Origin of the sequence: Shinella zoogloeoides (assembly GCF_033705735.1) — a bacterium.
In the GTDB taxonomy this organism is placed as follows: domain Bacteria; phylum Pseudomonadota; class Alphaproteobacteria; order Rhizobiales; family Rhizobiaceae; genus Shinella; species Shinella zoogloeoides_A.
Genome location: NZ_CP131130.1, coordinates 1,886,062 through 1,903,735 on the forward strand (window position 1 = coordinate 1,886,062; position 17,674 = coordinate 1,903,735).

The 17,674-nt window shown below is 64.7% G+C and carries 16 protein-coding genes and 1 riboswitch; of the genes, 6 read left to right on the top strand and 10 right to left on the bottom strand.

Features of this window, described 5'->3' with window-relative positions:
* Window positions 1-71: 71 nt before the first annotated feature.
* The 9 genes from ShzoTeo12_RS09540 to ShzoTeo12_RS09580 form a co-directional block, all read right to left on the bottom strand.
* The gene (locus tag ShzoTeo12_RS09540) at window positions 72-1,592 is read right to left on the bottom strand and encodes a methyl-accepting chemotaxis protein (RefSeq protein WP_318909416.1); all 1,521 of its coding nucleotides are present in this window, start codon (window positions 1,590-1,592) and stop codon (window positions 72-74) included.
* 263 nt (window positions 1,593-1,855) lie between these two features.
* A complete protein-coding gene (locus ShzoTeo12_RS09545) occupies window positions 1,856-2,572 on the bottom strand; it encodes a ParA family protein (RefSeq protein ID WP_318909418.1) in 717 nt (238 codons plus the stop codon).
* A gap of 218 nt (window positions 2,573-2,790) precedes the next feature.
* Complete coding sequence (locus ShzoTeo12_RS09550; RefSeq protein ID WP_318909420.1) at window positions 2,791-3,936, bottom strand: iron-containing alcohol dehydrogenase; 1,146 nt, start codon at window positions 3,934-3,936, stop codon at window positions 2,791-2,793.
* Window positions 3,937-3,941: 5 nt separating this feature from the next.
* A complete protein-coding gene (locus tag ShzoTeo12_RS09555; RefSeq protein ID WP_119257160.1) occupies window positions 3,942-5,321 on the bottom strand; it encodes an aldehyde dehydrogenase family protein in 1,380 nt (459 codons plus the stop codon).
* A gap of 161 nt (window positions 5,322-5,482) precedes the next feature.
* The gene (locus tag ShzoTeo12_RS09560; RefSeq protein WP_318909423.1) at window positions 5,483-6,853 is read right to left on the bottom strand and encodes a glutamine synthetase family protein; all 1,371 of its coding nucleotides are present in this window, start codon (window positions 6,851-6,853) and stop codon (window positions 5,483-5,485) included.
* A 71-nt stretch (window positions 6,854-6,924) separates the two neighbouring features.
* Entirely contained in the window at window positions 6,925-7,977 is a 1,053-nt protein-coding gene (locus ShzoTeo12_RS09565; RefSeq protein WP_119257159.1) for a TRAP transporter substrate-binding protein, read from the bottom strand.
* A gap of 127 nt (window positions 7,978-8,104) precedes the next feature.
* Window positions 8,105-9,433 carry a TRAP transporter large permease gene (locus ShzoTeo12_RS09570; RefSeq protein ID WP_119257158.1) on the bottom strand — a complete coding sequence of 443 codons (1,329 nt, stop codon included), beginning with the start codon at window positions 9,431-9,433 and terminating at the stop codon, window positions 8,105-8,107.
* Window positions 9,430-9,939 carry a TRAP transporter small permease subunit gene (locus ShzoTeo12_RS09575; RefSeq protein WP_318909428.1) on the bottom strand — a complete coding sequence of 170 codons (510 nt, stop codon included), beginning with the start codon at window positions 9,937-9,939 and terminating at the stop codon, window positions 9,430-9,432. Before ShzoTeo12_RS09575 ends, ShzoTeo12_RS09570 begins: the two co-directional genes overlap by 4 nt.
* A gap of 125 nt (window positions 9,940-10,064) precedes the next feature.
* Window positions 10,065-10,829: an N-formylglutamate amidohydrolase gene (locus tag ShzoTeo12_RS09580; protein ID WP_119257157.1), complete on the bottom strand. Its 765-nt coding sequence runs from the start codon at window positions 10,827-10,829 to the stop codon at window positions 10,065-10,067.
* A 194-nt stretch (window positions 10,830-11,023) separates the two neighbouring features.
* On the opposite strand from ShzoTeo12_RS09580, the gene ShzoTeo12_RS09585 reads away from it, so the two are divergent.
* From ShzoTeo12_RS09585 to ShzoTeo12_RS09610, 6 genes are all read left to right on the top strand, one after another.
* A complete protein-coding gene (locus ShzoTeo12_RS09585) occupies window positions 11,024-11,902 on the top strand; it encodes a MurR/RpiR family transcriptional regulator (RefSeq protein WP_205536209.1) in 879 nt (292 codons plus the stop codon).
* A gap of 96 nt (window positions 11,903-11,998) precedes the next feature.
* Window positions 11,999-13,105 (top strand): ABC transporter substrate-binding protein, encoded by a 1,107-nt coding sequence (locus ShzoTeo12_RS09590; protein ID WP_119257155.1) that lies wholly within the window; start codon window positions 11,999-12,001, stop codon window positions 13,103-13,105.
* Between the two features lie 81 nt (window positions 13,106-13,186).
* Window positions 13,187-14,077 carry an ABC transporter permease gene (locus ShzoTeo12_RS09595; protein WP_119257154.1) on the top strand — a complete coding sequence of 297 codons (891 nt, stop codon included), beginning with the start codon at window positions 13,187-13,189 and terminating at the stop codon, window positions 14,075-14,077.
* Window positions 14,074-14,856: an ABC transporter permease gene (locus tag ShzoTeo12_RS09600; RefSeq protein ID WP_318909430.1), complete on the top strand. Its 783-nt coding sequence runs from the start codon at window positions 14,074-14,076 to the stop codon at window positions 14,854-14,856. The genes ShzoTeo12_RS09595 and ShzoTeo12_RS09600 overlap by 4 nt, the downstream gene beginning before the upstream one ends.
* A 9-nt stretch (window positions 14,857-14,865) precedes the next feature.
* Window positions 14,866-15,927 (top strand): ABC transporter ATP-binding protein, encoded by a 1,062-nt coding sequence (locus ShzoTeo12_RS09605; RefSeq protein ID WP_119257152.1) that lies wholly within the window; start codon window positions 14,866-14,868, stop codon window positions 15,925-15,927.
* A 104-nt stretch (window positions 15,928-16,031) separates the two neighbouring features.
* Window positions 16,032-16,176, top strand: a riboswitch (FMN riboswitch).
* A 90-nt stretch (window positions 16,177-16,266) separates the two neighbouring features.
* Complete coding sequence (locus tag ShzoTeo12_RS09610) at window positions 16,267-16,743, top strand: 6,7-dimethyl-8-ribityllumazine synthase (protein ID WP_318909432.1); 477 nt, start codon at window positions 16,267-16,269, stop codon at window positions 16,741-16,743.
* Window positions 16,744-16,853: 110 nt separating this feature from the next.
* Here ShzoTeo12_RS09610 and ShzoTeo12_RS09615 read toward each other — a convergent pair whose 3' ends face one another.
* Window positions 16,854-17,555: a helix-turn-helix transcriptional regulator gene (locus ShzoTeo12_RS09615; protein WP_413251147.1), complete on the bottom strand. Its 702-nt coding sequence runs from the start codon at window positions 17,553-17,555 to the stop codon at window positions 16,854-16,856.
* Between the last annotated feature and the right edge of the window lie 119 nt (window positions 17,556-17,674).

Here is a 17,674-nt window from a genome sequence, read left to right on the forward strand (position 1 = left end):
CTTTTCTTTTGGCGAACGAAAAGGCCGGGCGCGAAATCCGCTGCCCGGCCTTTTTTAAGTCTCATCCTCGCTCAGGCGGCGCGGGTGTAGCCGGAATTCTCCGCCGGCTGGGCGGTGCCGCCGGTGCGGAAGGCGCTGAGCTGGGCGGCGATGGAGGCCGCTTCGGCCGTCAGGGCCTGGCTTGCGGCATTGGCCTGTTCCACCATCGCGGCGTTCTGCTGGGTGATCTGGTCCATGGCGTTGACCGCCTGGTTGACCGCCTGGAGGCCGGTCGCCTGCTCGGCCGTGCTGGCGCGGATCGCGTTGAAGACCGAGCTGACCTCCACGACCTGCGAAACGATCTGGCGCAGCGACTGGGCGACCTCGCCCACCGAGCGCACGCCGTCCTCGACCTGGCCATGCGACTTGGCGATGAGGTTCTGGATGTCCTTGGCCGCGTCCGCGCAGCGCTGGGCGAGCGCCCGCACCTCCGAAGCGACGACGGCGAAGCCGCGCCCCGCCTCGCCGGCCCGCGCCGCCTCGATGCCGGCATTGAGGGCGAGAAGGTTGGTCTGGAAGGCGATCTCGTCGATCACCTCGATGATATTGGCGATGGCGGCGGAGGAGGCCTGGATCTCACCCATGGCGGTGATCGCCTCTTCCACCACTTCGCCGCTGCGCTGGGCATTGTCGCGCGCGGCCATGACGAGAGCGTTCGCCTCGTTGGCGCTCTGCGCCGTCTGGCGCACGGTCGTCGTCACCTGCTCGACGGCGGCCGCCGTTTCCTCGAGGTTCGCCGCCTGCCGCTCGGTGCGCTTGGCGAGATCGTCGGAGGCCGAGGCGATCTCACGGGCGCTGAGGTGGATCGAGCCGGCGCCGGTACCGATATTGCCGATGGCCTGTGCAAGCGTGGAAATGGCGTGGTTGAAGTCGTGGCGCAGCGTTTCGTAGGCTTCCGGCAGCGCGCCGGTGATGCGGGCCGTGAGGTCGCCGTCCGAAATGCGCTTCAGCGCGGCACCGAAACTGTCGCTGACGATCTTGCGCTCCTCGGCGACGACCTGCGCCTGCACCGCCTGCTGCTTGGCGACGTCCGACATGTCCTGATAGACCGAGATCGACAGGTCCATGTCGAGGAACATGGCCTTCAGCAGGCTGGAAAAGCGCGAGGCGAATTCTTCCGGCGTGATTTCCTGGCGGGAGAAGAGCCCACCCTTCGGCCAGAGCGACCTCACCGCTTCCGTCAGCAGGTGCTCGACGATGAGCGCATAGCCGCCGATATACCAGCGCGGCTCCAGGCCGATGCGCGCATGCACATGGCCGATCGTCTGCACCTTCGTCGCATAGTCGCCGGTGAAGTCGCCGGCGGCGATGTTCGCCCAATGGCCGAGCTGCGCAGTCTTGGCGCGGTTCATATGCGCGTCGTTGGAAAAGAGGTGGTTCACCTCCGGGCTCTTGCGCACGATGGCGTAGAACTTGTCGAGCGCCGGCCCCATCTCCTTCTCGATGAAGGGCTTGAGGGTGCGCAGCCGCTTCAGCGCGGCCTCGTCGAGGCCGAGATAGTCGAGACGGCGCGCGATGTCATGGTTCGGGCTGGCGGTCGAGGCAGTCTTCATTCTGGGCGGTATCCTGGCAACGCGAGAAACGGAGGAGAAAGCAACGAAACTCCAGCGGAAGGGCGGCGCCGCACGGCACGCCCATCCCCGCGACCCTTCATGGGTCCAGCCGAAGGCTCCTGGCCTTCATTGGATAGCTTTCTGACGGGATATCATTAGGTTAGGCGTGGTAAATTGTTCCTTACCCCACCGTCGCTTCCGGCATGAAAAACGGCCGCGCAATTGGTCGCAGCCGTTCTTGCCTTTTGTCAACTTCAAAGGGCTCAGGCCGCCCGCCGGATCGTACGGAAGAGCCCGCGCTCGCCCGCCGGCCGATGGCGCGCCGGCACGAGACGCAGCACCTCCCCGGCAAAGAGCCGCGCGTTTTCGCGCGCCTTGTCGAGATTGCTGACCTTCGCCGGGTCCATCGAATAGAGCGTGCCGCCGCAATCGAAGATATCGCGGAAGGCGGTGCGCTCGCCGATCGGCGTATCGAGCACCGTCACGCCGCGGGCGGCGAGCAGCGCCTTGATCGCCGCCATGGCGCGGGTGGTGACGAGCGAATTCATGCGCGTCAGCACGACCGAATGGTTGATGCGGATGCCCCCCTTCTCGTCGAGCTGCTTCAGGAGTTCGAGGATCTGCGCGGCGCCGCGCGCATCCATCGCACAGCCCTGCACCGGGATCATCACATGGTCGGAAAGGCCGATGGCCGTTGCCACGAGCGCATCACGCGCGCCGGCAAGGTCGATGATGAAATAGTCGGTCACCGCGCGGTTCTCGCGGATATGGCTCTGCAGGGAGCCCATGGAGACTTCCGAGATGACGGCGATGTTGCGCTGACGGCCGGAAATCTCGTGCCAGTGGCTGATCCAGCGCTGCGGGTCCGCATCGAGAATGGTGACGCGGTATCCCTGGCTCGCAAGCTCGGTGGCGAGAATGAGGGCTGCGGTGGTCTTGCCCGCGCCGCCCTTGGCATTGGCAAATGTGATAACTGGCATGACTTTCCTCTTGAAGGCTGCGAGCGTGCTCATCGCTCCGGTCGAACCGCCGAAGAATGGCGCCCGCTTAAGCGAACCTTTCAAAACATGGTTAACAAAGAGGAAATTTCCGGATCGCGAAGATTAACGATGCGGACGGACGGCATGCGGATTTTGCAAAGAAAAAGCCCGGAAAAACAACGTTTTCCGGGCCTCTGTAACTTGTTAACGGTAAGAAATCAGATGCACTCGATGAAGAGCTTCTTGGCCGCATCGAGCGTCAGCTCCACCGGATTGCCGCCGGCCGTGGGGTCGACGATGGCCATGGCGGCCATCTCGTCGATGCGGTCCGTGCCGACGCCGAGCGCGGAGAGCTTGTCCGGCACGCCGACTTCCTCGCGCAGGCGCAGCACATAGTCGAAGAAGCCGTCGAAGCCGCCCGCAATGCCGAGATAGGCGGCGGCGCTGGCGATCCTCGCCTCGATGGCCGGCCGGTTGAAGGCCAGCACCGGCGGCATCACGACGGCGTTCGTCATGCCGTGATGCGTGTTGTAGATCGCGCCGACCGGGTGGGACAGCGAATGGATCGCGCCGAGGCCCTTCTGGAAGGCGACGGCGCCCATGGCGGCCGCCGACATCATGTTGGCGCGGGCCTCGATATCCGTACCGTCCTTGTAGGCGCGCGGCAGGTATTCCTTGACGAGACGCATGCCTTCGAGCGCGATACCCTGGCTCATCGGGTGGTAGAACGGCGAGGAATAGGCTTCGAGGCAATGGGCGAAGGCGTCCATGCCGGTGCCGGCGGTGATGACCTTCGGCATGCCGACCGTCAGCTCCGGGTCGCAGATCGTCACCGAAGGCAGGAACTTCGGATGGAAGATCACCTTCTTGGTGTGCGTCTCGGAATTGGTGATGACCGAGGCGCGGCCGACTTCCGAGCCGGTGCCGGCCGTCGTCGGCACGGCGACGATGGGCGCGATGCCGTCGGAATTGGCGCGGGTCCACCAGTCGCCGACATCCTCGAAATCCCAGACCGGGCGCGTCTGGCCGGCCATGAAGGCGACGGCCTTGCCGAGGTCGAGGCCGGAGCCGCCGCCGAAGGCGACGACGCCGTCATGACCGCCGGCCTTGAAGGCCTTCACGCCGGCTTCGAGGTTCCTGTCGGTCGGGTTCGGGTCGACCTCGGCGAACATCGCCCGGCCGAGGCCTGCGGCCTCCAGGATGTCGAGCGCGTTCTGCGTGATCGCCATGGTCGAGAGGCCGCGGTCGGTGACGAGCAGCGGCTTCTTCATGCCGACCGCCTTGCAGTGGTCGGCCAGTTCCTTGATCCGGCCCGCGCCGAACTTGATCGCGGTCGGGTAGCTCCAGTTGGCGGTGATGGTCATTCTGTTCAAGCTTTCCTGAAGTGGTAGGATTTCGGACGGGTAAGGTTGTGGAAGCCGATGACGGAGAGCGAGCCGCCACGGCCCGTTTCCTTGACGCCCGTCCAGCACAGCGCCGGGTCGAGATAGTCGGCGCGATTCTGGAAGACGGTGCCGGTTTCGAGGTCGCGGGCGATGCGGGCAGCCCGTTCGCTGTCCTTCGTCCAGAGCGAGACGGTCAGGCCGTATTTGCAGTCGTTCATCAGGGCGAGCGCTTCCTCGTCGCTCTTCACCTTCATGATGCCGACGGCCGGGCCGAAGGTCTCTTCCTTCATGAATTCCATGGAGTGATCGACATCGACGAGGATCTGCGGCGCGACATAGGCGCCGCCGTCATCGGCCGGGAAGAGTTTCGGGTCGACCAGCGCCTTGGCGCCCCTGGAGACCGCATCGGCGATCTGCGAGCGCACGGTCGCGGCGAAGCGCTTGTGCGCCATCGGGCCGAGCGTCGTTTCCGGATCGAGCGGATTGCCGAGCTTGTAGTTGGAGACCCAGGCGACGGACTTCTCGACGAAGGCGTCGTAGAGCTTCTCGTTGACATAGATGCGCTCGATGCCGCAGCAGCACTGGCCCGAATTGTAGGTCGCGCCGTCCATCAGCGTATCGACGGCGGCGTCGAGATCAGCGTCCTCCATGACATAGCCCGGATCCTTGCCGCCGAGCTCGAGGCCAACCGGCGTGAAGGTGCCGGCGGCGGCGCGCTCGATGGACCGGCCGCCTTCGACGGAGCCCGTGAAGTTGATGAAGTCGAACGAATTGGCGGCGATCAGCGCCGAGGTCGTGTCATGGTCGAGGAAGACGTTCTGGAAGACGTCCTCCGGCACGCCCGCCTCGTTGAAGGCGCGCACCAGCCTTTCGCCGACCAGCAGCGTCTGCGCGGCATGCTTGATGATGACCGTATTGCCGGCCATCAGCGCCGGGGCGATCGTGTTGATCGCCGTCATGTAGGGGTAGTTCCACGGCGCGATGACGAAGACGACGCCGTGCGGCTCACGCTCGATGCGGCGCTCGAAACGGTCGCTCTCCTCGATGACGATCGGCGCAAGCGAGGAGCCCGCGATCTCGGCGACATAGTTGGAACGCTCGTTGAAGCCCTTGAACTCGCCGCCGTAGCGGACCGGACGACCCATCTGCCAGGCGATTTCCGGCACGATCTCGTCGGCCATCTCGTTGACGCGGGCGACGCCCTTGAGGACGAGCTGGATGCGCTCTTCCAGCGGGCGCTTCGCCCAGGCCTTCTGCGCTTTCTTCGCACGGGCGACGGCGGCCTGTGCGACGGCCAGCGGCATCGCCTCGCGCTCGGCATAGACCGAGCCGTCCACGGGGGATATGCATTTGATCACAGTCATGATCGACTTCCTGTTGGTTCTATCGGAATTTCAGTCTCTGGCGCTCGGCCGCCCCTCATCCGCCATGCGGCATATCCCTGACCGAACCCTTTCGCAGGCCAAGTCCCCTCTCCCCGCTTGCGGGGAGAAGGTCAGGGTGAGGGGCAGTTCCCGAAACGCTTCTACGCCCTCTCGAAGCCGCGCGCCACCTCCCAGTCGGTGATGCGGCGATCGTACTCTTCCTGCTCCCATTCGGCCGCGCGGACATAGTGATCGACCACGTCGTCGCCGAAGGCGTCGCGCAACATCTCCGACCCCTTCAGGGCCGCAGCCGCGTCGCGCAGCGTCTTGGGAATCTCGCGAATGTCCTTGCCGCCATAGGCGTCGCCCTCGAAGGGCGCTTCCAGCTCGAACTTCCCCTCGATGCCTGCGATGCCGGCGGCCAGCAGCGCCGCCATGGCGAGGTAGGGATTGAGGTCGGAGCCGCCGACGCGGCATTCGATGCGGATGCCCTTCGTGCCCTCGCCGCACAGGCGGTAGCCGGCCGTACGGTTGTCCTTGCTCCAGATCGCCTTGGTCGGTGCGAAGGTGCCCGCGACGAAGCGCTTGTAGGAGTTGATATAGGGCGCGAGGAAATAAGTGATCTCGCTGGCATGGGCGAGCAGGCCCGCCACATACATGCGCATCATCTCCGACATGCCGTATTTGGCCTCCCTGTCGAAGAACTTCGCTTGCCTGCCGTCGAGGCTCCAGAGCGACTGGTGGATATGCGAGGAGGAGCCGGCGGCGTTGTAGTTCCACTTGGCAAGGAACGTCACGGCCTTGCCGCGCTGCCAGGCGATCTCCTTGGTGGCGTTCTTGATGATCGAGTGCCGGTCCGCCATGGTCAGCGCCTCGGCATAGCGCACGTTGATCTCCTCCTGGCCGGGCGAGGCCTCGCCCTTGGAGTTCTCGACCGGAATGCCTGCGCCCTGCAGGCCGTTGCGCAGCGCGCGCATGACATCCTCTTCCTTGGTGGTCTGGAAGATGTGGTAGTCCTCGTTGTAGCCGCTGGCCGGCTGGAGGTCGCGATAGCCGCTCTCGCGGGCATGGTCGTAGGTCTGGTCGAAGAGGTAGAATTCCAGTTCGCTCGCCATGAAGGGCTTGAGACCCATCGCCTCGAGGCGCTTGACCTGCTTCTTCAGGACGGCGCGCGGCGAATGCGGCACCTCTTCATGCGTGTGATGGTCGAGCACGTCGCAGAGCACCAGCGCCGTGCCCTCCAGCCAGGGAAGCTTGCGCAGCGTCGAAAGGTCGGGCTTCATCGTGTAGTCGCCGTAGCCCGCGGACCAGCCCGTCGACTTGTAGCCCGGCACTGTTTCCATCTCGATATCGGTCGCCAGCAGGTAATTGCAGCTATGCGTTTCCTCGTAGGCGCCCTCGACGAAAAACTGCGCGTGGAAACGCTTGCCCATCAGGCGCCCCTGCATGTCCACGAGGCATGCCAGAACGGTGTCGATGCGGCCCTCGGCCACATCCTTCTTCAGGTCATCGAATGTATAGGTCACGGTCATCGGGGTGGTCCTGCGGGGTTATGGCGTCGTACCGGACCGGGCCGACAAGGGCCCGGTCCGAAGTCGTGGCGTCAGCCGTTGACGTAGGGCGGGCCGGCCTTGTTGATCACGCCGTTATAGTCCTCGAAGATCTTGACGACCTTGGCGGCCGTCTCGCTCTGTTCGGCGATCTCCTTCCAGAAGACCTTGGCGGCGTCCTCGACGACCTTCCATTCCTCGGTCGGAACGCTGGTGAGCTTCAGCTTCGTACCTTCGGCGCGCAGCTTCGCCTCGCCGCCCCAGTACCACTGGTCGCGGTAGTTGTTGCCGGCCTCGATGGCGGCCATGACCAGCTTCTTCAGGTGGTCCGGCAGCTCGGCCCACTTCTTCTCGTTGACGAAGAACGAGCCGATCCAGGCGCCCGAGATGTTGTTGGTCAGGAAGTGGTCCGTCACGTCGGCCCAGCCGACCGTGTAGTCCTCGGTGATGCCCGACCAGGCCATGCCGTCGAGCTCGCCGGTCTGCACGGCGACCTGCGCGTCCTCGTAGGGGATCGTGACGGGCACGACGCCGAACTGGCTGAGGAAGCGGCCGGCCGTCGGGAAGGTGTAGAGGCGAAGCCCCTCCAGATCCTTGACCGAGGTGATGGCCTTCTTGGTGTTGAAGTGGCACGGGTCCTGACCGGAAGACGACAGCCACACGACGCCGCCGACCTTCTCGTAGGACGAGCGCCAGATATCGGCGAGGCCGTACTGCTTGAACAGCACCGGCACGTCGAGGATCTGTTTGGTGGCGAGCGGGAAATAGCCGCCGAAGGTGGCGACATCCGCCGGCGAGGCCATGGAATCGTCGTCCGAATGCACGGCGTCGATGGTGCCGGCCTGGAGCGCGCGGAAGAGCTCGCCCGTCGGCACGATCTGGTCGGCGAAGTAGAGCTCGATCTCCAGCTCGCCCTTGGCGGAGGCGTTGATCGCATCGACGATGGGCTTGGTGACGTGCTCGCCGAGCGCGGCGCCCGCATAGGTCTGGAAGCGCCACTTGATGGCCTCCTGGGCCCTCACGATGGCGGGCGCGGAAAGCGTGGCGGCACCGGCTCCGATCGTAACCGCCCCGGCCCGCGTCAGAAATTGCCTTCTATTGGTCATATCTCTTTCCCTCTGGTTCGTTTTCGCATCTGCCCCGGAACGGCCGTTGCTTCCGGCGGCATGGTCTTCTTTTCTTCTGTGCGGCCTCATGTGGCTGCCCCGGCGTCTGCGGCCGGGGCGGTATTCGTCATTGCCCCTTGGCGTAGAAGTGCTCCGGCAGCCATGTCGCGATATCCGGGAACAGGCCGATGATGAGCAGGCTCACGATCATGATGCCGACGAACGGCCAGATCGACGCGTAGATATCCCGCATGGTGATGCCGGGCGGCGCCATGGCGCGCATCATGAACAGGTTGTAGCCGAAGGGCGGGGTGATGTAGGCGATCTGGCAGGTGATCGTGTAGAGCACGCCGTACCAGACAAGGTCGAAGCCCAGCTTCTGCACCAGCGGAATGTAGAGCGGCGCCACGATGACGAGCATCGCCGTGTCGTCGAGGAACATCCCCATGATGAGGAAGGAGAGCTGCATCAGCACCAGCACCTGCCAGGGCTCGAGGCCGAGGTCGCCGAGGAAGAAGCGCTCGATGGACTTGACCGCGCCGAGACCGTCGAAGACGGCGCCGAAGCAGAGCGAGGCGATCAGAATCCACATGAACATGCAGCTGATGCCGAGCGTCTTCTGCAGAACGTCGCTCCACAGCCGCCGCGTCAGGCGGCCGCGCTGCCAGGCGACCAGCGCCGAGGAGATCGCGCCGATCGCCGAAGCCTCCACGAGGCTGGCGATGCCGCTGAGGAACAGCCACATCATCAGCGTGAAGATACCGAGCGGAAGGATGCCGGCGGTCAGAAGCCTCAGCTTCTCGCCCATCGGCACCTTGCGGTCTTCCGCCGGCAAGGCCGGCCCGAGCGACGGATTGATCCGGCAGCGGACATAGACGTAGATCGCCATCAGCGCCGCCATCAGGAGGCCCGGGAAGACGCCGGCGAGCCAGAGCTGGCCGACCGGAACGCGGGCGATCATGCCGTAGAGCACGAGCACGATGCTCGGCGGGATGAGGATGCCGAGCGTCGAGCCGCCCTGCACCACGCCCGTCGTCATCACCTTGTCGTAGCCACGGCGCAGGAGCTCCGGCAGCGCGATGGTGGCGCCGATCGCCATGCCGGCGACGGAAAGGCCGTTCATCGCCGAGATGATGACCATGAGGCCGATCGTGCCGAGCGCGAGGCCACCGTTGATCGGCCCCATCCAGACGTGGAACGCCTTGTAGAGGTCTTCCGCGATGCCCGATTCCGAGAGCATGTAGCCCATGAAGACGAACATCGGCACCGTCAGCATCGGGTACCATTTGACGAGCTTCATGGCGGAGGCGAAGCCCATTTCCGAGCCGCCCGTACCCCATAGCAGGAAGGCCGCGACGACGCCGACGAAGCCGATGACGGCAAAGACGCGCTGCCCGGTGAGCAGCAGCACCATCATGCCGGCGAACATCGTGATTGCGATGAATTCATAGCTCATGCGATGGGCCTTCCCCGCAACTCGGCGATATCCTTGAAGAGCGAGGAGATGGCCTGCGCGAGCATCATCACGACGCCGAAGGTCATCACGATCTTGATCGGCGCCATATAGGGCGCCCAGGCGGAAAAGCTCTTTTCCTTGAACTGGATGGCATAGGTCGTGCTAGCGATGCCGCCGAACAGCATGAAGCCGAGGAAGACGATCAGCGCGATGGCCGTGACCGAATCGAAGGCCGCGCGCCGGCGCACCGACCACTGGCTGTAGAACAGGTCCATGCGGACATGGTCACCCGTCTGCATCGCGAAGGCGCCGCCCAGCATGTAGTAGGCAGCCATGGTGAACTGGGCGGATTCCAGCGTCCAGTTGGCCGGCAGATGGAAGGCCTTCGAGACGGATGAATAAAGCAGGATCGCGAACATCACGAAAATCAGATACATCGCAAAAATACCGACACGCCGGTTGAACGTGTCGACGAAACGTACATAGCTCTTGATGAAATCAGGCATGACCGTTGCCTCCCTTGGCAGCGGCGGCATCAGCCGGGCCGGACCTCCGATAAATCAACGCAAGCATCCGCTTGGCCTCTCCAGTTCGTGTTCATTTCCGTTTCCACGGCATTTCCCCGGGCCGGTTATTGATTGATTGCGGGAAGGCTCTTGGCGAGCAGCCCCGTCAGATAGCCGGCCACGACCCTCTGGCCGGCCTCGTCTCGGATGAGGTCGTTGCGGACCTCGATCATGACATTGGCAAGGCCGTTGGAAAGGCCGTGCTCCCTCAAGGTATGCGTCACGCCGTCATCCGGCCCGTAGGGCTCGTTGCGGCGGGCGTCATAGCGTCCGTCGGCCGCAGCAGCCTCCAGCATGGCGTCGGCGAGGCGCGCGTCGGTGTCGTGCAGGATGCCGATCTCGACGGCACGCGGCGCACCGAAATAGACGGGCGTGAAACTGTGCATGGTCACGATGACCGGCGGCCGGCCCTCGGCGATCCGCGCCTTCACGAGGCCGGAGAGCTTTTCGCGGAAAGGCAGATAAAGCGCCTCGGTGCGCGCATCGCGCGCCGCCCGGTCGAGCCCGGCATTGCCCGGCACGTCGAACACCTCGCTCTTTTCCGGCATGGCGGCAGGCGATTCCGGCGGACGGTTGCAATCGTAGACGAGACGGGAAAAGCGCTGGAAGAGCAGTGTCGCATCGAGGCTTTCGGCCATCAGGCGCGAGACGGCGAGCGCCCCCGGATCCCAGGCGATGTGACTGGCCAGCGCCTCTTCGGAAAGGCCCAGCGTACCGAGAGACTTCGGCAAGACGCGCGATGCGTGCTCACAGACCAGGATGACCGGACCGCGGGCAACGGCATTCTCCAGGGCGACAGGATCGCCCTCCTCCACACTCAGAATTCCCATGAGCCTGATCCCCTCGACCGGCCTTTATCGTTGATGAAGAGAATTCTTCACCATTTTGCCGCTGTCAACCGCACATTGAAAAAATCTCTTCAAAAAATCATTTGACTCCAATTGTGACAGCGATGTTTAATTTTCCAAACTCCGGCACCAGACCGGAGCGCAGGGGAATAAACTTGACGCCCAACACAGCATCCATGACGGTGTCGGATGTGATCCATGCTCATTTCGATACGCTGACGCGTGCCGAAAAGCAGCTTGCCGCATCACTGCTCGACAATTACCCCGTCTCCGGCCTCGGCAGCATCACGACGGTCGCGGAAAACGCCGGCGTGTCGACGCCGACGGTCGCGCGCATGGTGCAGAAGCTCGGCTTCCGCGGCTTTCCCGATTTCCAGGCGCGCCTGCACCACGAGCTGGAGACCACGCTCTCCAGCCCCATCACCAAGCACGACCGCTGGGCCGCGAACGCGCCGGGCACGCATATCCTCAACCGCTTCGCCGACGCGATCATGACCAACATGCGCCAGACGCTCGCGCATGTGGAGACCGCCGAATTCGACGGCGCGAGCGCCCTGCTCGCCGACCGCCAGCGCAGCATCTACATCATCGGCGGACGCATCACGAAGGCGCTCGCGGACTATCTCTTCACCCATCTTCAGGTCATCCGCCCGAACGTCACGCAGATCGCCTCCAATCCCGCCTCCTGGCCGCATTACGTGCTGAACATGAAGGCCGGCGACGTGCTGGTGATCTTCGACATCCGCCGCTACGAGCAGGAGATGGAGACGCTCGGACGCGTCGCCCGCGAGCGTGGCGTGGAGATCGTGCTCTTCACCGACCCCTGGGCCTCGCCCGTCGCCAAGGTCGCGGCGAAGGTCTTCCGCGTCCATATCGAGGCGCCGTCGGCCTGGGATTCGTCCGTCGTGACACTGTTCATCGTCGAGGCGCTGATCGAGGCCGTCCAGAGCTCGGGCTGGGAGGAGACCAGCGACCGCATGAAGACGCTGGAGGGCCTTTTCGAGGCCAGCCGGCTCTTTCGCAAGCCCCGGCCGGAGGTTACCGCCAAGCCTTGAATCCATATGGGAAAAAACGGGACTAAACTGTCACGTAAGCTTCATCTGCCGCAAGTAATCACCCTTCGCCGCCTGACACACAAAAGGAGAACACCCGTGATGTCACAGACGAGACGCCTGCTTTCGCTTTCCACCGCCCTGGTGGTCGCCTCCTCCACGCTCGCCTTCGCAGAGCCGAGCGCGGAACTCATCGAAGCTGCCAAGAAGGAAGGCATGCTGACCACCGTCGCCCTTCCGCACGACTGGTGCGGCTACGGCGACGTCATCGCTGCCTTCAAGGCCAAGTATCCGGAAATCCAGGTCAACGAACTGAACCCGGATGCCGGCTCGGCCGACGAGATCGAGGCCATCAAGGCCAACAAGGACAACAAGGGCCCGCAGTCGCCTGACGTGATCGACGTCGGCCTCGCCTTCGGCCCCTCCGCCAAGGCGGAAGGCCTGCTCCAGCCCTACAAGGTCTCCACCTGGGACGAGATCCCGGACAACGTCAAGGACGCCGAAGGCTACTGGTACGGCGACTATTACGGCGTGATGTCCTTCTTCGTGAATAAGGACATCGTCACCAATTCGCCGAAGGACTGGGCCGACCTCCTGAAGCCTGAATATTCCGGCCAGGTGGCGCTTGCCGGCGACCCGCGCGCTTCCAACCAGGCCATCCTCGGCGTTCTCGCCGCCGGCCTCGGCAAGGGCGCGAAGGCGGGCAAGGAAGCCGGCGAAGCAGGCCTTTCCTATTTCGCCGAGATGAACAAGGCCGGCAACTTCGTTCCGGTCATCGGCAAGTCCGGCACGCTCGCCCAGGGCTCGACCCCGATCGTCGTCGCCTGGGACTATAACGCGCTGAGCTGGGCCAAGACCCTCAACGGCAACCCGCCGACCGAGGTCGTCGTTCCGGAAACGGGCGTTCTCGCTGGCGTCTACGTCCAGGGCATCTCGGCCTACGCGCCGCATCCGAACGCCGCCAAGCTGTGGATGGAGCATCTCTATTCCGACGAAGGCCAGGTCGGCTGGCTGAAGGGCTATTGCCATCCGGTTCGCTTCAACGCCATGGTCAAGGCCGGCAAGGTTCCGCAGGACCTGATCGACGCGCTGCCGCCGGCCGCTGCCTACGAGAAGGCCTACTTCCCGACGCTCGAGGAAGTCGACGCCAACCAGGCCGCCGTGACCGGCGCCTGGGACAGCGTGGTCGGCGCGAACGTCCAGTAAACCACATCCCCGCCGCCCCGGCCTTCCGGCCGGGGCGGCGACCGCGGTATGCCAAGACGGCAACCCCACGAGGCTAACCCAATGTCTTCAGACAGCTCTGCCGCGAAACAGTCGACGAAAGCGCCGTTGCGCCTTCCGCTGCACTGGCTCGGCGCGGCGCCATTCGCGATCTTCGTCCTGCTGTTCCTGATCATGCCCACGATGCGCATCGTGATCGGCGCCTTCCAGACGCCGGACGGCGGCTTCACGCTGGACAATATCCGCGGGCTGTTCACGACGTCGATCATGTCGGCCTACTGGATCTCCATCAAGATCTCCATCGCTTCCGCCCTCCTCGGCTGCCTCATCGGCTTTTCGGTCGCCGCCGCCGTGGTGCTCGGCGGCCTGCCGAAATGGATCCGGGGCCCGCTGCTGACCTTCTCGGGCGTCGCCTCCAACTTCGCGGGCGTACCGCTCGCCTTCGCGTTCCTGGCGACCCTCGGCCCGGTCGGCCTCGTCACCGTGTTCCTGAAGACCCAGCTCGGCATCGACCTGCGCGCGCTCGGCTTCAACATCCTTTCCTTCTGGGGGCTGACGGTCACCTACCTGTTCTTCCAGATCCCGCTGATGATCCTCATCATCACGCCCGCGCTCGACGGCCTCAAGCGCGAATGGCGCGAGGCGGCGCAGATCCTCGGCGCGACCAACGCGCAATACTGGCGCATGGTGGCCTTCCCGATCCTGCTGCCCTCCTTCCTCGGCACGCTCGCGCTGCTCTTCGCCAATGCCTTCGGCGCCGTCGCGACCGCCATCGCGCTCACCGGCTCCTCGCTCTCCATCGTGCCGATCCTGCTCTTCGCGCAGATCCGCGGCGACGTGCTCGGCAATCCCCATCTCGGCTATGCGCTGGCCTTCGGCATGATCGTCGTCACCGGCATCGCCAACACGATCTACATCTGGCTGCGCGCGCGCAGCGAAAGGTGGCTGAAATGAAGAAGTTCTGGGCCTGGGGCGCCCTCATCATAGGGCTGCTCTATTTCATCCTGCCGCTCCTCGGCATGACGAACTTCTCGCTGAAGATGCGCCGCGGGGTCTATTCCTTCGATGCCTATGCGGTCGTGCTCGGCGATCCGCGCTTCCAGGAGACCTTCACCTATTCCGTCGTGATGGCGCTGTTCACCATCGCCTTCGGGGTGCTCCTCGTCGTGCCGACGGCCTACTGGGTGCGCCTCAAGCTGCCAGGCCTCCGGCCCTATGTCGAGTTCGTCACGCTGCTGCCGCTGGTCATCCCGGCCATCGTCATCGTCTTCGGCTACATCCGGCTCTACAATACGTCGAGCTGGCTGCCGCTGACGGGCTCGATCACCGGCACCAACATCCTCCTGATGTTCGGCTATGCCACGCTGTCGCTGCCCTACATGTACCGCGCGGTGGACACGGGCCTTCGCTCCATCGACATCACCACGCTGACGGAGGCCGCCCAGAGCCTCGGCGCCGGCTGGACGACGATCCTCACCCGCATCATCCTGCCGAACGTGCTCGTCGCGGTGCTGTCGGGCGCCTTCCTGACCTTCGCCATCGTCATCGGCGAGTTCACCATGGCCGCCCTCCTCAACCGCCCCGCCTTCGGCCCCTACATGCAGCTTCTCGGCGCCAACCGGGCCTATGAGCCGGCCGCGCTCGCCGTGATCGCCTTCGCCATCACCTGGGGCTGCCTCGGCCTGATCCAGCTCGTCTCGCGCTTCCAGAAGGGCGCGCAAAGCCCTGTCTAAGGATTTCCCATGAGTTTCCTCACACTCTCCAGCATCCAGAAGTCCTTCGGCCCGGTGCAGGTCGTCAAGGACTTCAACATGGCCATCGAGAAGGGCGAGTTCATCTCCTTCCTCGGCCCGTCCGGCTGCGGCAAGACCACCATCCTGCGCATGATCGCCGGCTTCGAGACGCCCTCGGGCGGCACGATAACGATCAACGGCAAGAGCCAGGCGAACCTTCGCCCGAACCAGCGCAACATCGGCATGGTCTTCCAGGCCTATGCGCTCTTCCCCAACATGAACGTCGCGGAAAACGTCGCCTTCGGCCTCAAGGTCGCCGGCCGGCCGAAGGCCGAGATCGACGCCCGCGTCAAGGAAATGCTCGGCCTCATCAAGCTCGACCATCTCGCCGACCGCTACCCCTACCAGATGTCCGGCGGCCAGCAGCAGCGCGTGGCGCTCGCCCGCGCGCTTGCCCCGAAGCCCCAGGTCCTCCTCCTCGACGAACCGCTCTCGGCCCTCGACGCCAAGATCCGTGTGTCGCTGCGCGAGGAAATCCGCATGATCCAGCAGCAGCTCGGCATCACCACGGTCTTCGTCACGCATGACCAGGAAGAGGCGCTGTCGATCTCCGACCGCATCGTCGTCATGAACGCCGGCAAGGCCGACCAGATCGGCACCCCGGCCGAAATCTACAACCACCCCTCCACCCGCTTCGTCGCCGGCTTCGTCGGCACGCTCAACCTCATCGAGGCGAAGGTGGTAGACGCGGCCGCGAACCGCGTCACCATCGGCGACCAGGGCGTGACGCTCCGCGAGCCCCTCGGCAACGCCAAGGCCGGCGATACCGTCTCGCTGGCGCTGCGCCCCGAGGCCGGCTCCATCGCCCCCGACGCCAAGGGCGATACCGCGCTTTCCGGCGAGGTCGTCTCGTCCAACTTCCTCGGCTCGGTCATCCGCACCCGCATGAAGGTCGGCGGCAGCGTCATCTCCTTCGACATGTTCAACAGCCCCGGCCTCGTGCCGCCGGCCGTCGGCGAAACGGTGACGCTGCGCTTCACCGCCGGAGACCTCCTGGTCATCCACGACTGAACGTCCATTCCACGCCTTACCGAAGGCGTGGAAAAATCTGTCGTGAATCGTGTTTTTTGCGTCGCCCGCGGATTTGATCTGCGAGCGATTGCCGTTTAGTCTCCCATCGTTCTCAGGGCGGGGCGAAATTCCCCACCGGCGGTATCCGGAGCGATCCGGGAGCCCGCGAGCGCCTTCCGCAAGGAAGGGTCAGCAGATCCGGTGCGATGCCGGAGCCGACGGTCACAGTCCGGATGGAAGAGAGCAAGCAGGAGGCCCGTTCCGCGATGGGCCGGCCTCGTGCGTGTTCGCCCAAGGGACCCGTTGAAAAATGGCTCAACCCTTGAAAGGCCAAGACATATGAATGCCAATGCCACCCCCTCCGCCCGCATCGCCGTCATCCGTGCCCGCTGGCACGCCGGCATCGTCGACCAGGCGGTCACATCCTTCATCGCCGAATGGCAGGCCCTCGGCGGCCGTGCCGAAGACGTCGACGTGATCGACGTGCCGGGCGCCCTCGAAATCCCGCTGCACGCCCAGCTCCTCGCGAAGACCGGCCGCTACTCGGCGATCCTCGGCGTCGCCCTCGTCGTCGACGGCGGCATCTACCGCCACGATTTCGTCGCCGGCACCGTGGTCGACGCCATCGTGCGCGTCGGCCTCGACACCGGCGTGCCGGTGCTCTCGGCCGTGCTGACGCCGCACAATTTCCAGGAATCGGAAGCCCACATCGCCTTCTTCCGCGACCACTTCGTTATCAAGGGCAAGGAAGCCGCCCACGCTGCCCGCCAGATTCTCGACGCGCGGGCGCAGGTGGCGCTGGCGGCGGTTTCCTGAATCGGTTTCTCAAGAACCGGAATCGGCTCGTGAAGGCGAATCGATAAACCGCTGAAAAGACTCTGGAAGCCCGGCAGCGATGCCGGGCTTTTCCGTCCTCTCTCCTGCGTCTAAGCCTGCAAGTTCTTCAGATAGATCGACAGCAACTGGATCTGCGACGAGATGCCCAGCTTGCGGTAGACGTTCCGCCGGTGGACCTTCACCGTCCCCGTCGAGATATCGAGCTTCAGCCCGATCGATTCCGACGAATGCCCCTGCAGCACCAGCTCGATGATCGAGGCCTCGCGGTCGGTGAGGTTGAGCTTGCGCCAGACCTTGTCCGCCGCGCTCACCGGCTCGCTGCGCCGCCCGCGCCCCTGCCCCGCAAGCGCGAAGCGTTCCGCAAGGCCGCTCCAGGCCTGGCGCACGAAAGCGGCGACGAAGGGTTCGGCATCCGCCAGCAGCGCGAATTCGGCGGCCGGGAAGACCCCCGTCTTCTCGCGCCGCATCAGCGAGACGACCACCGTCACGCCGTCGCCTACCGGCGCGAAGAAGCCCAGTTCCTCGGCAAGCCGTGTCTGCGAGTAGTAGGTGCGGTAGTATTCGCTGGAGAAGAAGCGGTCCGGCGCGAGCTCCCGCATGCGGAAGACGCCGGCCCGGCCCGCCCGCGCCGTGTGGTAGAACGGATCGAGCAGATACGGACCCACCTGATAAAGCGTCACGAAGACATGGTAATCGTCCGCATCGAAGGTGCTGAAGAGGTCGATCGGCCGGGCCTTGTCGCGATAGGCGAAGATGACCATGTCGTCGAAGCGCACGAGCGCCCGCGTCATCGCCAGCAGGGCTTCGCCCGCCTGCCCGTCGGAGCGTTCCGCCGCATCCGTCCAGTCGGCGAGCGTGCGGAAGAGTGCCGTGAAATCGACCCGCATGGCGCTGATGCTCCCCCGATCCC

Excerpts from the sequence above, each read along its gene's own strand:
- ShzoTeo12_RS09540 (WP_318909416.1), bottom strand. The coding sequence starts at position 1,592 with ATGAAGACTGCCTCGACCGCCAGCCCGAACCATGACATCGCGCGCCGT.
- ShzoTeo12_RS09545 (WP_318909418.1), bottom strand. The coding sequence starts at position 2,572 with ATGCCAGTTATCACATTTGCCAATGCCAAGGGCGGCGCGGGCAAGACC.
- ShzoTeo12_RS09550 (WP_318909420.1), bottom strand. The coding sequence starts at position 3,936 with ATGACCATCACCGCCAACTGGAGCTACCCGACCGCGATCAAGTTCGGC.
- ShzoTeo12_RS09555 (WP_119257160.1), bottom strand. The coding sequence starts at position 5,321 with ATGACTGTGATCAAATGCATATCCCCCGTGGACGGCTCGGTCTATGCC.
- ShzoTeo12_RS09560 (WP_318909423.1), bottom strand. The coding sequence starts at position 6,853 with ATGACCGTGACCTATACATTCGATGACCTGAAGAAGGATGTGGCCGAG.
- ShzoTeo12_RS09565 (WP_119257159.1), bottom strand. The coding sequence starts at position 7,977 with ATGACCAATAGAAGGCAATTTCTGACGCGGGCCGGGGCGGTTACGATC.
- ShzoTeo12_RS09570 (WP_119257158.1), bottom strand. The coding sequence starts at position 9,433 with ATGAGCTATGAATTCATCGCAATCACGATGTTCGCCGGCATGATGGTG.
- ShzoTeo12_RS09575 (WP_318909428.1), bottom strand. The coding sequence starts at position 9,939 with ATGCCTGATTTCATCAAGAGCTATGTACGTTTCGTCGACACGTTCAAC.
- ShzoTeo12_RS09580 (WP_119257157.1), bottom strand. The coding sequence starts at position 10,829 with ATGGGAATTCTGAGTGTGGAGGAGGGCGATCCTGTCGCCCTGGAGAAT.
- ShzoTeo12_RS09585 (WP_205536209.1), top strand. The coding sequence starts at position 11,024 with ATGACGGTGTCGGATGTGATCCATGCTCATTTCGATACGCTGACGCGT.
- ShzoTeo12_RS09595 (WP_119257154.1), top strand. The coding sequence starts at position 13,187 with ATGTCTTCAGACAGCTCTGCCGCGAAACAGTCGACGAAAGCGCCGTTG.
- ShzoTeo12_RS09600 (WP_318909430.1), top strand. The coding sequence starts at position 14,074 with ATGAAGAAGTTCTGGGCCTGGGGCGCCCTCATCATAGGGCTGCTCTAT.
- ShzoTeo12_RS09605 (WP_119257152.1), top strand. The coding sequence starts at position 14,866 with ATGAGTTTCCTCACACTCTCCAGCATCCAGAAGTCCTTCGGCCCGGTG.
- ShzoTeo12_RS09610 (WP_318909432.1), top strand. The coding sequence starts at position 16,267 with ATGAATGCCAATGCCACCCCCTCCGCCCGCATCGCCGTCATCCGTGCC.
- ShzoTeo12_RS09615 (WP_413251147.1), bottom strand. The coding sequence starts at position 17,555 with ATGACGCGGGCGCTCGTGCGCTTCGACGACATGGTCATCTTCGCCTAT.